This window comes from Rhizobium sp. R693 (assembly GCF_002211315.1).
Lineage (GTDB): Bacteria > Pseudomonadota > Alphaproteobacteria > Rhizobiales > Rhizobiaceae > Rhizobium.
On the sequence record NZ_LOKY01000045.1, the window covers coordinates 60,219 to 77,088 of the forward strand.

The 16,870-nt window shown below is 59.8% G+C and carries 14 protein-coding genes; 10 read left to right on the forward strand and 4 right to left on the reverse strand.

What is annotated here, in order from left to right; translation table 11 throughout:
* Positions 1-15: 15 nt before the first annotated feature.
* The 4 genes from ATY79_RS23255 to ATY79_RS23265 all read left to right on the forward strand — a co-directional run bounded on the left by ATY79_RS23255 (position 16) and on the right by ATY79_RS23265 (position 6,356).
* On the forward strand, positions 16-1,197 hold the full coding sequence (locus tag ATY79_RS23255) for an NAD(P)/FAD-dependent oxidoreductase (protein ID WP_189638065.1): 1,182 nt from the start codon (positions 16-18) through the stop codon (positions 1,195-1,197).
* Positions 1,198-1,344: 147 nt separating this feature from the next.
* A complete protein-coding gene (locus ATY79_RS31020; RefSeq protein ID WP_167540362.1) occupies positions 1,345-1,488 on the forward strand; it encodes a hypothetical protein in 144 nt (47 codons plus the stop codon).
* Positions 1,489-1,792: 304 nt separating this feature from the next.
* Positions 1,793-4,321 carry a HAMP domain-containing methyl-accepting chemotaxis protein gene (locus ATY79_RS23260; RefSeq protein WP_088705012.1) on the forward strand — a complete coding sequence of 843 codons (2,529 nt, stop codon included), beginning with the start codon at positions 1,793-1,795 and terminating at the stop codon, positions 4,319-4,321.
* A gap of 193 nt (positions 4,322-4,514) precedes the next feature.
* Complete coding sequence (locus tag ATY79_RS23265; protein ID WP_088705013.1) at positions 4,515-6,356, forward strand: methyl-accepting chemotaxis protein; 1,842 nt, start codon at positions 4,515-4,517, stop codon at positions 6,354-6,356.
* Here ATY79_RS23265 and ATY79_RS23270 read toward each other — a convergent pair.
* Positions 6,329-6,562 (reverse strand): hypothetical protein, encoded by a 234-nt coding sequence (locus ATY79_RS23270; protein WP_088705014.1) that lies wholly within the window; start codon positions 6,560-6,562, stop codon positions 6,329-6,331. The two genes, ATY79_RS23265 and ATY79_RS23270, sit on opposite strands and share 28 nt — an antisense overlap.
* Positions 6,563-6,650: 88 nt before the next feature.
* On the opposite strand from ATY79_RS23270, the gene ATY79_RS23275 reads away from it, so the two are divergent.
* Positions 6,651-7,520 carry a LysR family transcriptional regulator gene (locus ATY79_RS23275; RefSeq protein ID WP_088705015.1) on the forward strand — a complete coding sequence of 290 codons (870 nt, stop codon included), beginning with the start codon at positions 6,651-6,653 and terminating at the stop codon, positions 7,518-7,520.
* A 13-nt stretch (positions 7,521-7,533) separates the two neighbouring features.
* On the opposite strand, the gene ATY79_RS23280 is transcribed toward ATY79_RS23275, so the two are convergent.
* On the reverse strand, positions 7,534-7,770 hold the full coding sequence (locus ATY79_RS23280) for a hypothetical protein (RefSeq protein WP_088694697.1): 237 nt from the start codon (positions 7,768-7,770) through the stop codon (positions 7,534-7,536).
* Between the two features lie 22 nt (positions 7,771-7,792).
* Positions 7,793-9,082 (reverse strand): isocitrate lyase, encoded by a 1,290-nt coding sequence (aceA, locus tag ATY79_RS23285; protein ID WP_088694696.1) that lies wholly within the window; start codon positions 9,080-9,082, stop codon positions 7,793-7,795.
* Between the two features lie 194 nt (positions 9,083-9,276).
* Here aceA and ATY79_RS23290 point away from each other — a divergent pair, with 194 nt between their 5' ends.
* The 5 genes from ATY79_RS23290 (at position 9,277) to ATY79_RS23310 (ending at position 14,894) form a co-directional block, all read left to right on the forward strand.
* Positions 9,277-10,689, forward strand: a complete 1,413-nt coding sequence (locus ATY79_RS23290) for a short-chain fatty acyl-CoA regulator family protein (protein WP_088705016.1) — start codon at positions 9,277-9,279, stop codon at positions 10,687-10,689.
* A 131-nt stretch (positions 10,690-10,820) separates the two neighbouring features.
* Positions 10,821-11,921: a polyamine ABC transporter substrate-binding protein gene (locus ATY79_RS23295; protein WP_088694694.1), complete on the forward strand. Its 1,101-nt coding sequence runs from the start codon at positions 10,821-10,823 to the stop codon at positions 11,919-11,921.
* Positions 11,922-12,015: 94 nt separating this feature from the next.
* The gene (locus tag ATY79_RS23300) at positions 12,016-13,158 is read left to right on the forward strand and encodes an ABC transporter ATP-binding protein (RefSeq protein WP_088694718.1); all 1,143 of its coding nucleotides are present in this window, start codon (positions 12,016-12,018) and stop codon (positions 13,156-13,158) included.
* A gap of 3 nt (positions 13,159-13,161) precedes the next feature.
* Positions 13,162-14,073: an ABC transporter permease subunit gene (locus ATY79_RS23305; protein ID WP_088694693.1), complete on the forward strand. Its 912-nt coding sequence runs from the start codon at positions 13,162-13,164 to the stop codon at positions 14,071-14,073.
* A gap of 2 nt (positions 14,074-14,075) precedes the next feature.
* The gene (locus ATY79_RS23310; RefSeq protein WP_088705017.1) at positions 14,076-14,894 is read left to right on the forward strand and encodes an ABC transporter permease subunit; all 819 of its coding nucleotides are present in this window, start codon (positions 14,076-14,078) and stop codon (positions 14,892-14,894) included.
* Here the strand turns inward: ATY79_RS23310 and ATY79_RS23315 are convergent, their stop codons facing one another.
* Positions 14,895-16,775, reverse strand: coding sequence for an AsmA-like C-terminal region-containing protein (locus tag ATY79_RS23315; RefSeq protein WP_088694691.1), 1,881 nt, complete (start codon positions 16,773-16,775; stop codon positions 14,895-14,897).
* Positions 16,776-16,870: the final 95 nt, after the last annotated feature.

Sequence of the window (16,870 nt, forward strand, 5' to 3'; positions counted from 1 at the left end):
GCAAGGGAAGTGGTTTTGCAGCGAAACAGCGATGTGATCGTCATCGGCGCAGGCGCCGCCGGCATGATGTGCGCCATTCGCGCCGCCCAGCGCGGCCGCTCCGTCATCGTTCTTGACCATGCAAAATCGCCGGGCGAAAAGATTCGCATCTCTGGCGGCGGTCGTTGCAACTTCACTAACATCAACACCAGCCCGAAAAGCTTCCTCTCCGCCAATCCGCATTTCTGCAAATCGGCACTCGCGCGCTTCACGCCTTCGGATTTCATCGCCATGGTCGATCGCCATCGGATCGCCTGGCACGAGAAGACGCTTGGGCAGTTGTTTTGCGACGACAGCGCCAAGGACATCATCCGCATGCTGCTCGACGAGATGCAGACCGCCGGCGCGGCCTTGCATCTGCGTACCGAGATCGCGGATGTCGAAAAGAACGGCGACGGCTTTCGCATTTCGACGTCGGAGGGCGCATATGCATGCAGTTCGCTGGTCATCGCGACCGGTGGCAAGTCGATTCCGAAGATGGGTGCAACCGGTTTTGCCTATCGCATCGCCGAGCAGTTCAGCCTCTCCATGGTGGAGACGCGCCCGGGCCTCGTACCGCTGACCCTCGATCCGGCGACGCTCGAAAGCCTTTCGGAATTGTCGGGCATATCGGCCGCTGCCGAAATTCGTCATGGCAAGACGGCGTTCCGCGAAGCACTGCTTTTCACCCATCGTGGCCTCAGCGGCCCAGCGATCCTGCAAATCTCCTCCTATTGGCGCGAGGGCGATGACATCACCGTCGACATCGAACCTGATGTCGATCTCCTCGATCATCTGAAGGCGGCAAGGAAGGCCAATGGCCGGCAGTCCGCGCAGACGGCGCTGGCGGACATTCTGCCAAAGCGACTGGCGCAATATCTGACGGAACGCGAGGGCATCGCCGGCCACATGGCCGATCTTTCGGACAAGATCCTGGTGCGCCTTGTCGAGGCGGTGCAGAGTTGGAAAATCAGACCCTCGGGTTCCGAAGGATACAGAACCGCCGAAGTGACGCTCGGTGGCATCGATACGGCTGCACTCGATTCCCGCACCATGGCAGCGAAGCAGGTTCCAGGGCTCTATTTCATCGGAGAATGTGTCGACGTGACCGGCTGGCTCGGCGGCTATAACTTCCAGTGGGCATGGGCTTCAGGCTTCGTTGCCGGTGAATCTTTGTAGGCGCGAACAATCTGCTCGATTCAAGAGTTCTTAAGGAGGGTGCGCCATCCTGCCTCAATGACGGATGGAAAAGCACTTACTAAATAGAGCTTTACCAACAAGTCGTTTTGTTGGATTGTATGCCAGAGATGAAGTGAGGTTCTGCAAATGAACAGGAACACACGACGCGCCCGCGCCATTGCAATCGCTCAAGCCAAGCCCGACAACAAGCTCGTTGCCGTCCGCTACTTCGTCCTTTCCGCCAGTGCATTGGCTGCCGTGGCCTCTCTCCTTCTCGCACGCTGGTTCTAATCCCCACGATCTTGCATGGGCTCATGGCAGGAGCCCCTTTTGCTTTGTCCGGTATCTTGCGGATAAATCGATTTGAGCGCGGCTATCCGTAGCTTTCGCTTATCCGAAAATTAAGACATCCTCTGCAAAACTGGCTCGATATTTCTTGGGCGCTTCCGTTCTGCGTGAAGCGAGCTGGCAATGACTGCCGCCTGGGCCTGCGCCTGGGACTCCCACTTGTTCCAATAAAGCAGCTCGATGCACTCGGTCGGCGCTCCGTCAGGCGACCGGCGGGAGGAGTGGTGTATGGAAGGCCGGAACCGCCATGTTGATTGATAAGATTCTTTCCCGTTTCAGGATCAAGACCAAGGTCCTGATCTTTGTATTGCCCTTCGTTGTAAGCATTTCAGCCGTCGGCCTGACCGGTCTCTATGCCTCTGGTCTCCTGCAGGGGCGTATGGAAATCTCCAACAGCGTCCTGCAGTCGTTAAGCGGGTTCAAGGATCTCTATGGCTCCATGGACGACTTCCTGCAGATCACCAGCCAGGAAGCACGCGACAAGCTCTATGGGGACATCAAAACGCAGCAAGGCACGCTGAACGCAACGCTCAAGCAGATTGGCGACAATGGCGGTCGCGAAAACCTGCGGGCTGCAACGGACGGCACCTCGGGGATCGCCGACACCGTGGGCAAGCTCTGGACCCTGCATGAACAGGAACTCGCTCTCCGCAAGTCCATCGACGACGCGCAGAAGGTGATGATCACGAGCCGCTTCAACGTCAACTACGATGCGCAGCAGCTTGAGGAAAACATCCGCAAGGACGAAGGCAACGCCACCGCAACGCTGCGCGCCGCCGATCGCCTGCTGAAGGGTGGGGATACCCTTGCCTCCGTCATGGGTGACTTCAACAAAGCCCAGTTGCCAGCCGACAAGCTGAAAGTCGTTACCGACGCCATTCCCGCCATCGCCAAGGCGCAGCGCCTGATCGAGATTTCGGTACCCGCGAACCAGAAGAGCATGACACAATCGCTGTCGCAGACGATCAGCGACGTGAAGACACAGGCAACTGCCGCCGACGCCGGCACCGATGAGGCGATCGCCAATCTCGGGCGGCTCGTCTCTCGTTTCCGTCAGATGTCCACCTACACGCAGTTGACGGCAACGCAGATGATGCGCGAGGCGACGACCACGTTCGTCGAACTCGACAGCCGCATCGCTCAGACGAACTCTGTTCTCGAGGACACGCGTCGTCTGGAGAGCGCAATCTATTCGCTGCAGCTCGTCTTGGGTGAATTTGCTGCCAAGCCGGGCAAGGAAAATCGTGTCCGCCTGCATCAGGAGATCGCGACACTCGGCACCAATCTCAACACGCTGCTCGCCAGCGCGAAGGGTATGAATTTCGCGGAAGACATCGTCGCGGCGATGTCTCCGGCTCTCGCCTCGATGGACAAGGACGCCCAGAGTCTGGTCGACACGATCAACCAGCGCGTTGCCGATTACGCCTCCGCCCGCCAGCAACTTGATGCCGTCTGGGGTCAGCTGACCACCTTCGCCGAGTTGCAGAAGCAGAGCGCCGGTGCCGAGCGCACCCAGGCGAATGGCATCTCGGTGCTGACCACCGGCCTTGGCATTCTCGTCTCGATCATCGGCGGCATCGCGCTTGTCCTGACGCTGCAGCGTCCGATCGGCCAGATCACCGCTGCGATGCGTCGCATTGCCGACGGCGTGCTCGATACCAACATCTCGGGCGATCAGCGGTATGACGAAATCGGCGACATGGCTCGCGCACTTGGCATCTTCAAGGAAAATGCGATCTCCAAGATTCGCATTGAGGAACAGAGCGAAGAGGAGCGCGTCGCGGCCGACCATGAGCGCCAGCGAAACGATGCCGAGAAGCGCGAGATGGATCGCCAGATCGAGTTTGCGGTCAATGCGCTTGCGTCCGGTCTCGAGCGCATGTCGCAGGGCGACATTTCGACCACGATCGATACGCCGTTCATCGGACGTCTCGAACAGCTCCGCCAGGACTTCAACGGTTCGATGATGCGCCTGCAGGCCACGATGAGCCAGATCCGCGATAACGTCGAGATGATCCAGGGCAACGGCAATCAGATGGCTCAGTCCGCCGAGGATCTCTCCAAGCGCACCGAGCAACAGGCAGCTTCGCTTGAAGAGACCGCCGCTGCGGTTGAACAGATCACTGTGACGGTTCGCTCCTCCGCGGAGCGCGCCAAGGACGCGGATCAAATCGTACGCCAGGCCAAGCGCAGCGCCGACGACTCTGCCGTCGTTGTCAGCAACGCCATCGACGCGATGGGCCGCATCGAAGATGCATCCCGCCAGATCGAGCAGATCATCGGTGTCATCGATGAGATTGCGTTCCAGACCAACCTGCTGGCGCTGAACGCCGGCATTGAGGCAGCACGCGCCGGCGAGGCCGGCAAGGGCTTCGCGGTCGTTGCGATGGAAGTGCGTGAGTTGGCGCAGCGTTCCGCCGCTGCGGCGCAGGAAATCAAGGGTCTGATCAACAAGTCGACGACAGAAGTCAGCTCTGGTTCGCAGTTCGTGCAGGAGACCGGAACGGTGCTCGCAAAGATCAGTGCACAGATCGTCACGATCAGCCAGCACGTCGAAACGATCGCTCGTGCGAGCCACGACCAGTCCAGTGCGCTGCAGGAAGTCAATGCGACGGTGAACCAGATGGATCAGATGACGCAGCAGAACGCGGCAATGGTGGAAGAGACCAGTGCAGCAAGTCGCGAGCTTGCGGTCGAGGCGGATTCACTGCTTCGGCTTATCCAGCAGTTCAAGATCGATGGCGACATGCAGGCGACCGTTCATCGCGCCGCATAAGACGACCGCCGACGCAAGGCATTGGAAGGCCCCGGTCGTCCCGGGGCTTTTCGTTTTCGACCTATCGCGCCTGCGCGGAAGCCCTTAATTTTGGGGCGAGGTAATTTCAAATTTTTGACGATTGCCAATTTTTTGAAGATTTTCTTTAAATTTTTCGAATTACCCTGCGAGGCTCATGTCTCAGGGGATATCCATGCTGCGTTTGTTCTCGGCTTCCATCGTACGTCAGATTGTTGCCATCACGCTTGTATTACTCGTCTGCAGCACCGCGGCGATCGTCTGTGTCACCTATTACAATCTGAGCGCCTACGTGATGGCGAGCGCCGTCTCCGACGCAAAGGACGCAAGCCGGACCATGGCGGTCCTCTACGGCGCAAGCGACGCCACCGTGAAGATTGACGTCAGCAACAACCAGCTTGCCGGGGTGACTGAGGATAAACTTCCCTCGCTCAGCGATCATGTTCTGGTCGATCGCACCGCGCAGTCGATTGCAGGTGTTGCCACGGTCTTTGAACACCAGGACAGCGACTACGTCCGCGTCTCTACGAACGTGAAAAAGGAAAACGGCGACCGCGCCGTCGGCACGAAGCTCGCCGCGGATCATCCTGCGCAGGCAGCATTGGCCAAGGGCCAAGCCTATTACGGCCCGGCAGAGCTGTTCGGTCGGAAGTTCATGACGGGCTATTTCCCGATCAAAAACGCAACCGGTTCAAACGTCGGCATTCTTTTCATCGGCATCCCGATGGAAGTCTATTACAACAGCCTGCAGCAATTGCTGATGCTGGTGGCAGGCGCTGGTGTAGCGGTGTTGTTGCTGGTCGGCGTGGTCGCCTACTTCGCCATCCGCGCGTCCGTCAAGCCACTGGAGGCATTGACCGCGACCATCCACACGATCTCTGCAGGAAATCTCGACGGACCAGTTCCCTGTGTGGAGAAACAGAACGAGTTCGGCGCGATTGGACGCGCTCTGGCTCTCTTCCGGGACAACGCCCGTGCCCGCCAGACATTGGAAATGCAGGCCGCCGAACAGCGGCAGCTCAGCGATGACGAGCGCGCCCGCAACGATGCCGAGAAGCGTGCGCTCGATGGGCAGATCGACTTCGCCGTCAATCAACTCGCGGCCGGCTTGGGGCGCCTGGCGCAGGGCGATGTCTCTCAGACGATCCAGACGCCGTTCGTCGGTCGCCTGGAACAGCTTCGCGTCGATTTCAATGCGTCGCTTGTTCGCTTGCAGGAAACGCTTGCGCGCATTCGTGACAACACGGCTTCGATCCAGACCAATTCAGGAGCCATGCTGGCTTCCGCCGACGAGCTTTCGAAGCGCACAGAAGCGCAGGCCGCCAATCTCGAAGAAACCGCAGCTGCCGTTGAGGAAATCACCGCAACAGTCAAATCCTCCGCGGTGAGAGCGCGCGAGGCGAACGACGCCGTATCCGTGACGAAGAAGAACGCCGATAGCTCAGGCGCCGTGGTCAGCGACGCAGTCGCGGCGATGGATCGCATCGAGGAGGCCTCGAAACAGATCGAGCAGATCATCGAAGTCATCGACGACATCGCGTTCCAGACGAATCTTCTGGCGTTGAACGCTGGCATCGAGGCGGCACGCGCCGGTGAGGCCGGCAAGGGCTTCGCGGTCGTTGCACAGGAAGTGCGTGAGCTTGCGCAGCGTTCCGCAGACGCAGCGCGCGAAATCAAAGGCCTGATTGAGAAGTCGACGCGGGAAGTCATGACCGGGTCCGGCCTTGTGCAGAAGACAGGCTCGGTGCTCGCCGCGATCAGTCAGGAGATCATTGCGATCAGCGGTCACGTTGAAACGATCGCGACAGCAAGCCAGGACCAATCGGCTGCTCTGCAGGAAGTCAACGGTGCCGTTAATGCGATGGACCAGATGACACAGCAGAACGCCGCAATGGTCGAGGAAACGACCGAGGCAAGCCGCCAGCTTGCCAATGAGGCGGATGCGCTGATGGCGTTGGTTCAGCAGTTCCGCTTCGAAGCCACTTCGGATTACGGCCGCGCAAGGCAGGCGGCCTGATCTTCCCGTTCAGACTGACAACGACCGGGTGCCCTGGCGAGAAGTGTTTTGACCGAGATTCCGAAGGATGTGACGAAGGCCGCGACCCGGACCATGCGGGAGCTGCCAAAGCTTTCATAGAATTCGTTTTCGGCTCGTGCCGAATACTTGTCGCGGCTGCAGTTGAGCATGTCTGCAATTTCCGCAATGGCGATTGGGGTAATCATGACGATGTCCTTCCGTGTGGGGCATCGCCTTAACTATCCCTCAAAATCTGCTTTATAAACGCGAGTTATCTCACTATGTTTTTCGTCTATGAAAAACACGCAGTGGGACTCTTTTCAGCTCTTTCTTCAGGTCGCCCGGTTTGGTGGGCTGACCGGTGCCAGCGCATCGAGCGGCCTTAGCCCCGCGACGATCGGCCGTCGCATGCTCGATCTGGAACATGAGATCGGCAAGGCTCTCTTTGTCCGCAGTCAGATGGGCTACAGCCTCACTATGGACGGCCAAGTACTGCTGGACCATCTACAGGACATGGAGGCGGCAGCGCGCAAGGTCGATGCCTGGCGGCAGGCGGGCAGCGTCGGCGCAACGGTGAGGATCGCGGCCGGCACTTGGATCGCGTGGCTTCTGACGGAGAATTTTGCGGCGGTCCGCAAGCCTGGCGATCCCTTCGCAGTCTCGCTGACCATTGGCGAAGCGCGCGCCAACCTCAACTACAGGGAAAGCGACATCGGTATCCGCGCCTTCGAACCGGAAGAAAGCAACCTTGCCGCCCGCCTGCTCGGCGAGGTTGCCTATGCTGTTTATACGAGACGCAATGCCGAAGGCACCGATGAGCGATGGGTCGCTGTCGCCGAAGAGGATGCGATCTCGAATTATCTGCGTTGGCCGCATCGCAACGCTGCCGGCTCGATCGTTGCGACCGTCAACCGGCCGCGCTCGCTTCTGGAATTGCTGAGGGCAGGGACGGGCAAGGCGGTTCTGCCGTGCTTCGTCGGCGATCTCGATCCCGAACTGCAGCGTCTCGGTGGCGAGCTGCCGGAACTGCGCCACCGGCAATGGATCGTCATGAACAACGAGGATCGGCACCGGCCGGAAATCCGGACCGTTGCCGATCGCATGACGAAATTGCTGAAGAGCTACGTCGATCTCTTTGCGGGTAAGCGCCCCAGCCGAAGCTAGGGCGCCCGTGGTCTCAGTTGCGGCCCGCGACGATGACGGGGATCAAGAGGTCTCCCCAGTTCCCGTCGCCGCCATGATGCCTTGCCGAGCGAACCAACTCGACGGAAACCCCGGCATCGACCGCTTTCATGACCGACTGGTTCAGTCGGTGCAGGTCGTTGGCCAACATGCGGATCATCGTCTGCTGGTCCGGGGTCATGCAGGTGGATTGTTCTTCAGCGCGTTCCTTGACGCGTGCAAGCGTAGGCATGGCATTCTCCTCCTTGGTGCGATCATTCTGCTGCTGGTTTGAACTGTGCGTGTTCGGTGGATTCCTTCATTGCCGTGGTCGACGAACGTCCGCCGGTGATGGCCATCGAAACGGCATCGAAATAGCCGGTGCCGACTTCGCGCTGATGCTTGGTCGCGGTGTAGCCGTTGACCTCGGCCGCGAACTCCGCCTGCTGCAGTTCGGAATAGGCAGCCATCTGCCGGTCCTTGTAGCCTCGAGCGAGCTCGTACATGCCGAAGTTCAGCTGATGGAAGCCGGCCAGCGTGATGAACTGGAACTTGTAGCCCATCGCACCGAGCTCGCGCTGGAACTTGGCGATCGTCGCGTCATCGAGGTTTTTCTTCCAGTTGAACGACGGCGAGCAGTTGTAGGCGAGCAGCTTGCCGGGATGCACCTTGTGGACGCCTTCGGCAAAGCGGCGGGCCTGCTCGAGATCCGGCTTCGAGGTTTCGCACCAGATGAGATCGCAGTGCGGCGCGTAGGCGACGGCGCGGGCGATGCACGGCTCGAGCCCGTTGCGAACCTTATAGAAGCCTTCGACCGTGCGACCCGCATCATAATCGACAAAGGGCTGGTCGCGCTCGTCGATATCGGAAGTGAGCAGCTTGGCGGCTTCCGCATCCGTGCGGGCGATGACGAGCGTCGGAACGCCCATGACATCGGCGGCGAGGCGAGCCGCATCGAGGTTGCGGATATGCGCCGCGGTCGGGATCAGGACCTTGCCGCCCAGATGGCCACACTTCTTCTCCGACGCCAGCTGGTCCTCGAAGTGGACACCGGCCGCACCTGCCTCGATATAGGCCTTCATGATCTCGAAGGCATTCAACGGGCCTCCGAAGCCGGCCTCTGCGTCAGCGACGATAGGCGCAAACCAGGTCTCGACGGAGAGGCCGTTCTGCTCTGATGTTTCGATCTGGTCGGCGCGCTGCAGGGTCCGGTTGATCCGCTTGGCAAGCTCTGGCCCGGCGTTTGCCGGATAAAGCGACTGGTCCGGATACATGGCCGAAGCGGTATTGCTGTCTGCAGCGACCTGCCAGCCGGAGAGGTAGATTGCCTTCAAACCGGCCCGGACCATCTGCATCGCCTGATTGCCCGAAAGCGCGCCGAGCGCATTGACGAAATCATCCTGATGCAGAAGCTGCCATAGTCGCTTGGCGCCCATTTCCGCGAGTGTATAGCGCAGTTCCACGGAGCCGCGCAGACGCTTGACGTCGTCGATCGAGTAGGGACGCTCGACCCCGTTGAAGCGTCCTGCCGGAAGGTCCCGGTGCAGCTTGTCAAATTCTGTCATCTCATGCTCCCTTGCAGTTTATGTGGTCGGTTTGGATGATTAACAGAATTTACAAGTTTCCGAGAAAAGCCAGAGATATCTATGGAATAGCCAACAGAAACGAGTTAGGATGCAAAGCCTTTGACATAGGCGCTCTGTAAATTTGTAAAGTATTGTAAATTCCGGTTGGTCGGTATCTTGTAAAGGATTGTCACATGGCGGAGCGCAAGATTTTTGCGGGACCGAAGGTTCGGCGCATTCGCAACGGCCTCGGCTTGACGCAGTCTGCGATGGCCGAAGAGCTTGGCATCTCTCCGTCCTATCTCAACCTCATCGAGCGCAACCAGCGGCCTCTCACCGTGCAATTGCTGCTGAAGCTGTCGTCGGTCTATAAGGTTGATTTGGAGGAGCTGAGGGATGAGAGCGGCGGCAGCCTCAACCAACTGCGCGAGATTTTTGCGGATCCGCTGCTGGCCGGCGAACTTCCCGGCGATCAGGAACTCGTGGAGGTCGCGGAAGCTGCGCCCAATGCGGCAAGTGGCATAATCAAACTCTACCGCGCCTATAGTGAGCAGGCCAGCCGCCTCTCTGACCTGACGTCGCTGACGGCAGGTGCGGGGCAGATGCCGCTTGCCGGTGCGCGACTTCCGGCCGACGAGGTCCGCGATGTTCTGGAGCGGCGCTCGGCATATTTCACCGAACTCGAAGAGGCCGCCGAGACGTTCTCGGCGCGTTTTTCGGAAACCCGCGATCTCCCGGTCGCGTTCAGGGAGTGGCTGCGGGCGGAGCGCGGCATCAGCGTCCGTGTCCTGCCGGTTCACGTCATGCCGGATCTTCGGCGTCGCTTCGATCGGCACTCGATGCGGCTCTTCGTTTCCGAACGCCTGTCGCCGGCCGATCAGGCGCATGAGATCGCGATTGAGGTCGCGACGCTGGCATTGCGCGATGCGATCCTTGCGGAACTCGATGGCCTGGCATTGTCGACGCCAGAGGCGAAGCGGATAGCGCGCTTCGAACTCTGTCGTTACGGCGCATTGGCGCTCGCGATGCCCTATGCACCCTTTCTTGCTGCGGCCCAGGGCAGCCGGTATGACGTGGATATCCTTCGTTCCCGCTTCGGCGTTTCCTATGCGCAGGCGGCAGCCCGGTTGGTCATGCTGCAGCGGCCGGGTGCCTCCGGCATTCCCTTTTTCATGATCGAGATCGATGCGGCTGGTCACCGGCTGCGGCGGGCTGGAGCGCACGGCTTCCCGCATTCGCGTTTCGGCGGCGGCTGTCCCAAGCTGAACATTCATGCCGCCTTCCTGCAGCCCGGCCAGATCCTTGCCGAAACGGTCGAAATGCCGGATGGCGGCAGTTACCTTACGGTCTCTCGGACACTTGAGGGGCCAAACACCGCGTTCGGAGAGCGCATCAGGCGCACCGCCTTGCTGATCGGCTGCGAAACTGCTGCAGGCGAAGCGTCGGTCTACGGCCAGGTTGCGACGACGCAGCAGCCGGTTGCGATCGGACCGGCTTGCCGCCTTTGCGAACGGCGCGGCTGCCTTGCGCGCGCCGAGCCGCCTGTCACACGGCCGCTGGGCCTCGATGAGATGGTTGCAGGTCTCAGCAGCTTCGATTTCCAATGACTGTGAAATGATTGAGACTGCAGGTTTTTGCGCTTGTCGGCTTCTGAAAAGCTTTCTAGTCTGGTTGCAAAACCAGAGGGTAGGCGTCCGTGAAACGGCGCCGCAAAGCGAAGAAGAAGACAGGAGATATCATGAGGTCAACAATCGCAAGACTTGCAGCGAGCGCCGTTGTGCTCGCGTTCGCCGCTGCGCCGTCCTTTGCGCAGGAGCGGGTGGTCAACGTCTACAACTGGTCGGATTATATCGACAGCTCCATCCTCGAAGACTTCACCAAGGAAACCGGCATCAAGGTCGTCTACGACACCTTCGATTCCAATGAGACGGTTGAAACCAAGCTGCTGGCCGGCGGCACGGGCTACGACGTGGTCGTGCCGAGCGGCGACTTCCTGCAGCGCCAGATTCAGGCTGGTGTCTTCCAGAAGCTCGACAAATCCAAGCTGCCGAACCTCTCCAACATGTGGGATATGATCCAGCAGCGCACCGCGATGTATGACCCCGGTAACGAATACGCGGTGGACTACATGTGGGGCACCAACGGGATAGGATACAACAAGAAGAAGCTCGCTGAAGTCCTCGGACCCGACGCAAAGGCACCGGGCCTTGAAGCAATCTTCGATCCAAAAGTTGCTGAAAAGTTCAAGGATTGCGGCATCTATGTCCTCGATGCACCGAAGGACGTCATGCCGTCGGCCTTGACCTATCTCGGACTTGAACCCAATTCGAGCAAGCCGGCCGATCTGCAGAAGGCCGGCGAACTGCTGGAAAAGGTACGGCCCTTCGTTCGCAAGTTCCATTCCTCGGAATATATCAACGCCTTGGCTAACGGCGACATCTGCATCGCGTTCGGTTACTCCGGCGACATCTTCCAGGCTGCCAACCGCGCGACCGAGGCCAAGAACGGCGTGGAGATCGGTTACTCCATTCCGTCACAGGGTGCGCAGATGTGGTTCGACATGATGGCGATCCCGGCGGATGCCAAGCATGTTGCTGAGGCGCACGAATTCCTCAACTACATGATGAAGCCCGAAGTCATCGCCAAGGCCAGCAACTACGTGTTTTATGCCAACGGCAACAAGGCGTCGCAGCAGTTCATCGACAAGGCAGTCCTCGAAGACCCGTCGGTCTATCCGAGCGAGGACGTGATGAAGAAGCTCTATAGCGTCACCCCATGGGATCCGAAAACGCAACGCACAGCGACCCGGATCTGGACGAAAGTCGTCACCGGCCAGTAATTTAAATCAGGCCCGGTCGGCAACGCCCGGGCCTTTTCTTTCTATGCCGGTCTCGGGGAAGCCGGCTTTCAAAAATGACTTTTCGGGGCACAATATGAAGTCACTTGGCAATATCCGCCGTTCCTTTGCGCCGTGGGCAGACCCTGCATCGAAGCCGTTCATATCGTTCAACAATGTCACGAAGCGGTTTGGCGACTTCACAGCCGTTGATGACCTGTCGCTGAACATCTATCACCGCGAGTTCTTTGCCCTGCTGGGGGCTTCCGGCTGCGGAAAATCCACGCTGCTGCGCATGCTTGCGGGCTTCGAACAGCCAAGCTCGGGTGAAATCGTCCTCGACGACACCAACCTCGCCGGAACGCCGCCGTACAAGCGGCCCGTCAACATGATGTTCCAGTCCTATGCGCTCTTTCCGCATATGACAGTGGAAAAGAATATCGCCTTCGGTCTGCGTCAGGATGGCATGCCGAAGGAGGAGATCGCCGAGCGCGTTCTGCAGATGCTGAAGATGGTGAAGCTCGAGAAGTTCGCCACGCGAAAGCCGAACCAGCTGTCAGGCGGCCAGCGTCAGCGCGTGGCTCTGGCGCGTTCCCTTGCCAAGCGGCCGAAGGTGCTGCTGCTCGACGAGCCGCTCGGCGCGCTGGACAAGAAGCTGCGCGAGGAAACGCAGTTCGAGCTCATGGATCTGCAGCAAAACCTCGGTCTAACCTTCGTCGTGGTCACGCACGACCAGGAGGAAGCAATGACCATGGCCGACCGCATTGCGGTCATGAGCCACGGAAAGGTCATCCAGGTCGCGACGCCGGCCGAGATCTACGAAGCGCCGAACTCCCGCTTCGTCGCTGATTTCATCGGCGACGTGAACATCTTCGACGGCAAGGTCGCGAGCGCCAACGACAGCACCGTCGAGATCGCCGTCGACGAGCATTTCTCGATCAGTGTCATCACCCCCGAAAAGCCGGCCATGGGGTCTTCGGTCGGTTTTGCGATCCGTCCGGAAAAGCTGAAGGTCTCACGCAAGCCGCCAGCCAATCCAAAGGTGAACGCAGCCTCCGGGGAGCTGTGGGATATCGGCTATCTCGGCGACATGACGGTCTTCCACGTGAAGCTCAAGAGCGGCAAGGTGGTCAAGGCCTCGCTTCTCAATGCCCAGCGCGCGGTTGACGATCCTTTCACCTATGACCAGGAAGTCTGGATCACCTTCGCCGAGGATGCCGGCGTCCTCCTCAAGGATTGAACCATGGGCAAGCTCGGTTCCGCAGTCTACAATCGCCTGGTCATCATCGTCCCCTATGTCTGGCTGCTGCTGTTCTTCCTGGCGCCGTTCTTCATCGTCTTCCGCATATCGCTATCGACGACGGCGATCGCCATGCCTCCCTACGAGCCGGTCTTTTCCCTTGGTGACGGCTGGGCAGGGTTCTGGGAGAAGGTCGGCACCTTCTCCTTCGACAACTACAGCTATCTCATCGATGATCCGCTCTATGTGAACGCCTACATATCGAGCCTCGTGATTGCCGGAGTATCGACGTTCCTGACGCTGTTGATCGCCTACCCGATCGCTTACGGCATGGCCCAGGCGCCACGCAGCATCCGTCCGACGCTGCTGATGCTCGTCATCCTGCCGTTCTGGACGAGCTTCCTGATCCGTGTCTACGCCTGGATCGCGATCCTGAAGCCGGAGGGGTTGTTCAATCAGCTGCTGTTATCGCTGCACGTCATCGATACGCCGTTGATCATCCTTAACACGAATGTCGCGGTCTATATCGGCATCGTCTATTCCTATCTGCCGTTCATGGTCCTGCCGCTCTATTCCTCGCTGGAAAAGATGGATGGCACCTTGATCGAGGCTGCGCAGGATCTTGGCTGCACGCCGATCAGCGCATTCTGGCGGGTGACTTTCCCGCTGTCACTGCCGGGCGTCGTCGCCGGCTGCATGCTGGTGTTCATCCCCGCGGTCGGCGAGTTCGTTATCCCGGATCTCCTTGGCGGATCGCAGACGCTGATGATCGGCAAAACGTTGTGGAACGAGTTCAACGCCAATCGCGATTGGCCGGTGTCCTCGGCCGTGGCGACGATCCTGCTGCTGATTCTGGTGATCCCGATCGTGTTCTTCCAGAACGCGCAGGCCAAGGCCGACGAGCAGGGGAGATAGACATGCTGAGATGGACCCGTTTCAACGTCGCCACCGTCGCGCTCGGCTTTGCGTTTCTCTACCTGCCGATCGTTCTTCTGGTGGTGTTTTCCTTCAACGAGTCGAAGCTCGTGACCGTCTGGGGAGGCTTCTCGACCAAATGGTACGTTTCCCTCCTGCACAATCAGGCTTTGCTCGATGCCGCCTGGGTGACGATCCGCGTCGGTATCCTCTCAGCCACCGCGGCAACGATTCTCGGAACGCTCGCGGCGATCGCCTTGGTGCGGTACACCCGCTTTCGCGGGCGCATGCTGTTTTCCGGCATGGTGTATGCGCCGCTTGTCATGCCTGAGGTGATCACGGGCCTGTCGCTTCTGCTGCTCTTCGTGGCAATCGGCCTTGATCGCGGCTTCTGGACGATCACGCTGGCGCACACGACGCTGACCATGTGTTTCGTTGCCGTCGTCGTGCAGTCGCGACTGTTGAGCTTCGACCGGTCGATCGAGGAAGCGGCACAGGATCTCGGCGCGCCGCCGGTTAGGACTTTCTTCGAAGTCACGCTGCCGATCATTGCGCCTGCGGTGCTCTCCGGCTGGATTCTCGCGTTTACATTGTCACTCGATGACCTCGTCATTGCGAGCTTCACCTCGGGTCCCGGGGCGACGACGCTGCCGATGAAAATCTATAGCCAGGTCCGTCTCGGGGTGACGCCCGAAATCAACGCGGTCTGCACTATTCTGATCGGCATCGTGGCGATTGGTGTGATCTGCGCCTCCACCATCACGAAGCGCCGCGAATTGCAGCGTGAGCGCGACGAGCGGGCGGCGGCAAACGCGCCGTGATTACTTGGTCGATCCCTGCTGTGTGACGGGCGCAGGCGAGATCACAGGCTCCGGCCAGGCGCCGCCAACGAAGAACGGCAGCGGCGGGAGGCTCGTCGACGCAGTCGGATCTGTCGCTTCGATCGTGCCCGACAACGCCAATCCATTCGATCGGTATGGGATGACACCGGAAAGGATGATCGTCTGCTGCGGTCCCTCGATCCGTCCACCATGGATCGTCGCCGCGCCATCTGCGAGATCGGCGACGATGTCGAAACTGTCGAAGGCGAAGGCTCGGTGCGATACCGCGTTCAAGGGGAAGAAGTCGGCCCGTGTGGCCTCTTCGCGTACTGCTTCAGCATCGAAGCCCGGAAGCGAGCCCGAGCGCGCGTGGAAAGCGATCCTGCCAGTGACGTCGCCCGCGCCGACCTTCCAGAGCGGTACGGATGTCTTGAGCGACATGTCGAGGGAGCCGGTCGTAAGGGGAAGCGGTCCCTTGAGCTGAAGCCGCTCGATCAGGCCGGCGAAGTCGGCTCCCCGGATCGACAGCTGCAGCTTGCCGCCGCCGTCAAAGTCACCGCGCATCGCCTCTAGATGAGCGGATAGCGCCCCGCCTTCGAACTGACCGTCGCCGATGTCGAACTTTGCCTCGTTGCTCGAAACGATGATGCTGGCCCCGACATCCGACAGCATGAAAGGTTCGATCAGCGCTTGTTTCGCGGAAAGCCGGAGGTCGAGATCCAGCTTCTGCAAGGCGCCGCCATCCGGCGGCCCGTTGGCTTCACCTGCGGCCAGGCGAAGGATGAAAGCGTCGAAGAGCGACCGGAAATTCATCTGGTCGAAAGCCAGCGTGCCGCCAAGCTTGGCGCGTCTGCCTGGCGGAAAGGCAACGTCCATTACGCCCTTCGCATTCGATCCATTCATGCTCATGCTGACATTGTCGAAGCGAAACCCGTTCGAAACCGAAGCGACATCGGTCTCGATCGAAAAGCTCTTCAGGGTCGCGAGAACAGGCAATGAACGATCAGCCCAGGTCAAAAGTGCCGGCAGATCGCCGATGCTGAGGGACATGTTGCCGGAAAGATCGAAGAAGTGCGAAATGTTCGCCAAACCCTGGAACCGTGCCGTGAGCAGGCTCGAGGTGAGCGATCCGCTCATTTCGGCCTTGTTGCCACCGAAGATAAGCAGCGGGCTGGGGGATGAGAAATCGAGCTTGAGGTCCTGTCCGCTCGTCCGCGCGATCAGCACGGCGGTAATCGGACTCGATAGCTTGCGCCAGCTGACATCGGCGGTCACACCGTCGAAGCGAAAAGTCCTTCCGCTTGCGACATCGGCAACATTGACCGTCCCATCCTCAACGGTGATGGCACCGACAGCGGCATCCAGTTTCTTGTCGAGAACTTCTCGTCCGCCCTCCTCGCGTGCACCAGCAATCGCCCTTGCCAGAAGTCCCTCATTGGTCCAGTCGATCACGCCGTTGCTCTCACGGGTGAGTTGCAAAGTGGGGCGGAGAAGATGGAACTCGTGGAAGCTTGCGCGCCCCCTGATCGCATCGATCAGGCTGAACTCGGCGGAAAGGCTTTCGATGGTTCCCAAAAGCCTGTTCCCATCGCCCTGCTGGTGAACCGAGATCTTGTTGAGGGTGATGCGAGGCGTCGGCCAGAACTCGATCACCGGCTTGCCGGCAATCTCTGCGCGATAGCCGGCCCATTTGGAGAGTGCATCCTCGATGCCGGAGCGCACGAGGCCGGTGGAAATCAGATAAGGGCCGGCGACGCGAAGCGCGACGAAGATCGACAGGAAAACGAGCAGGATAATCGTGGCAAGCCGCGCGAAGCCCGGCAGCCAGCGCGACACGGGCCTGATTTTCCTCTGCCATCGCGGTCGTCTTGACGTACCCATGAATTCCGCCAGTATTTCGGCCGTCGCCGGCCCTTAATGCTCTGAAATGCCGGATATATCAAATGCCGGCTGCTTGCAAACGCGAGCTGCCGGCG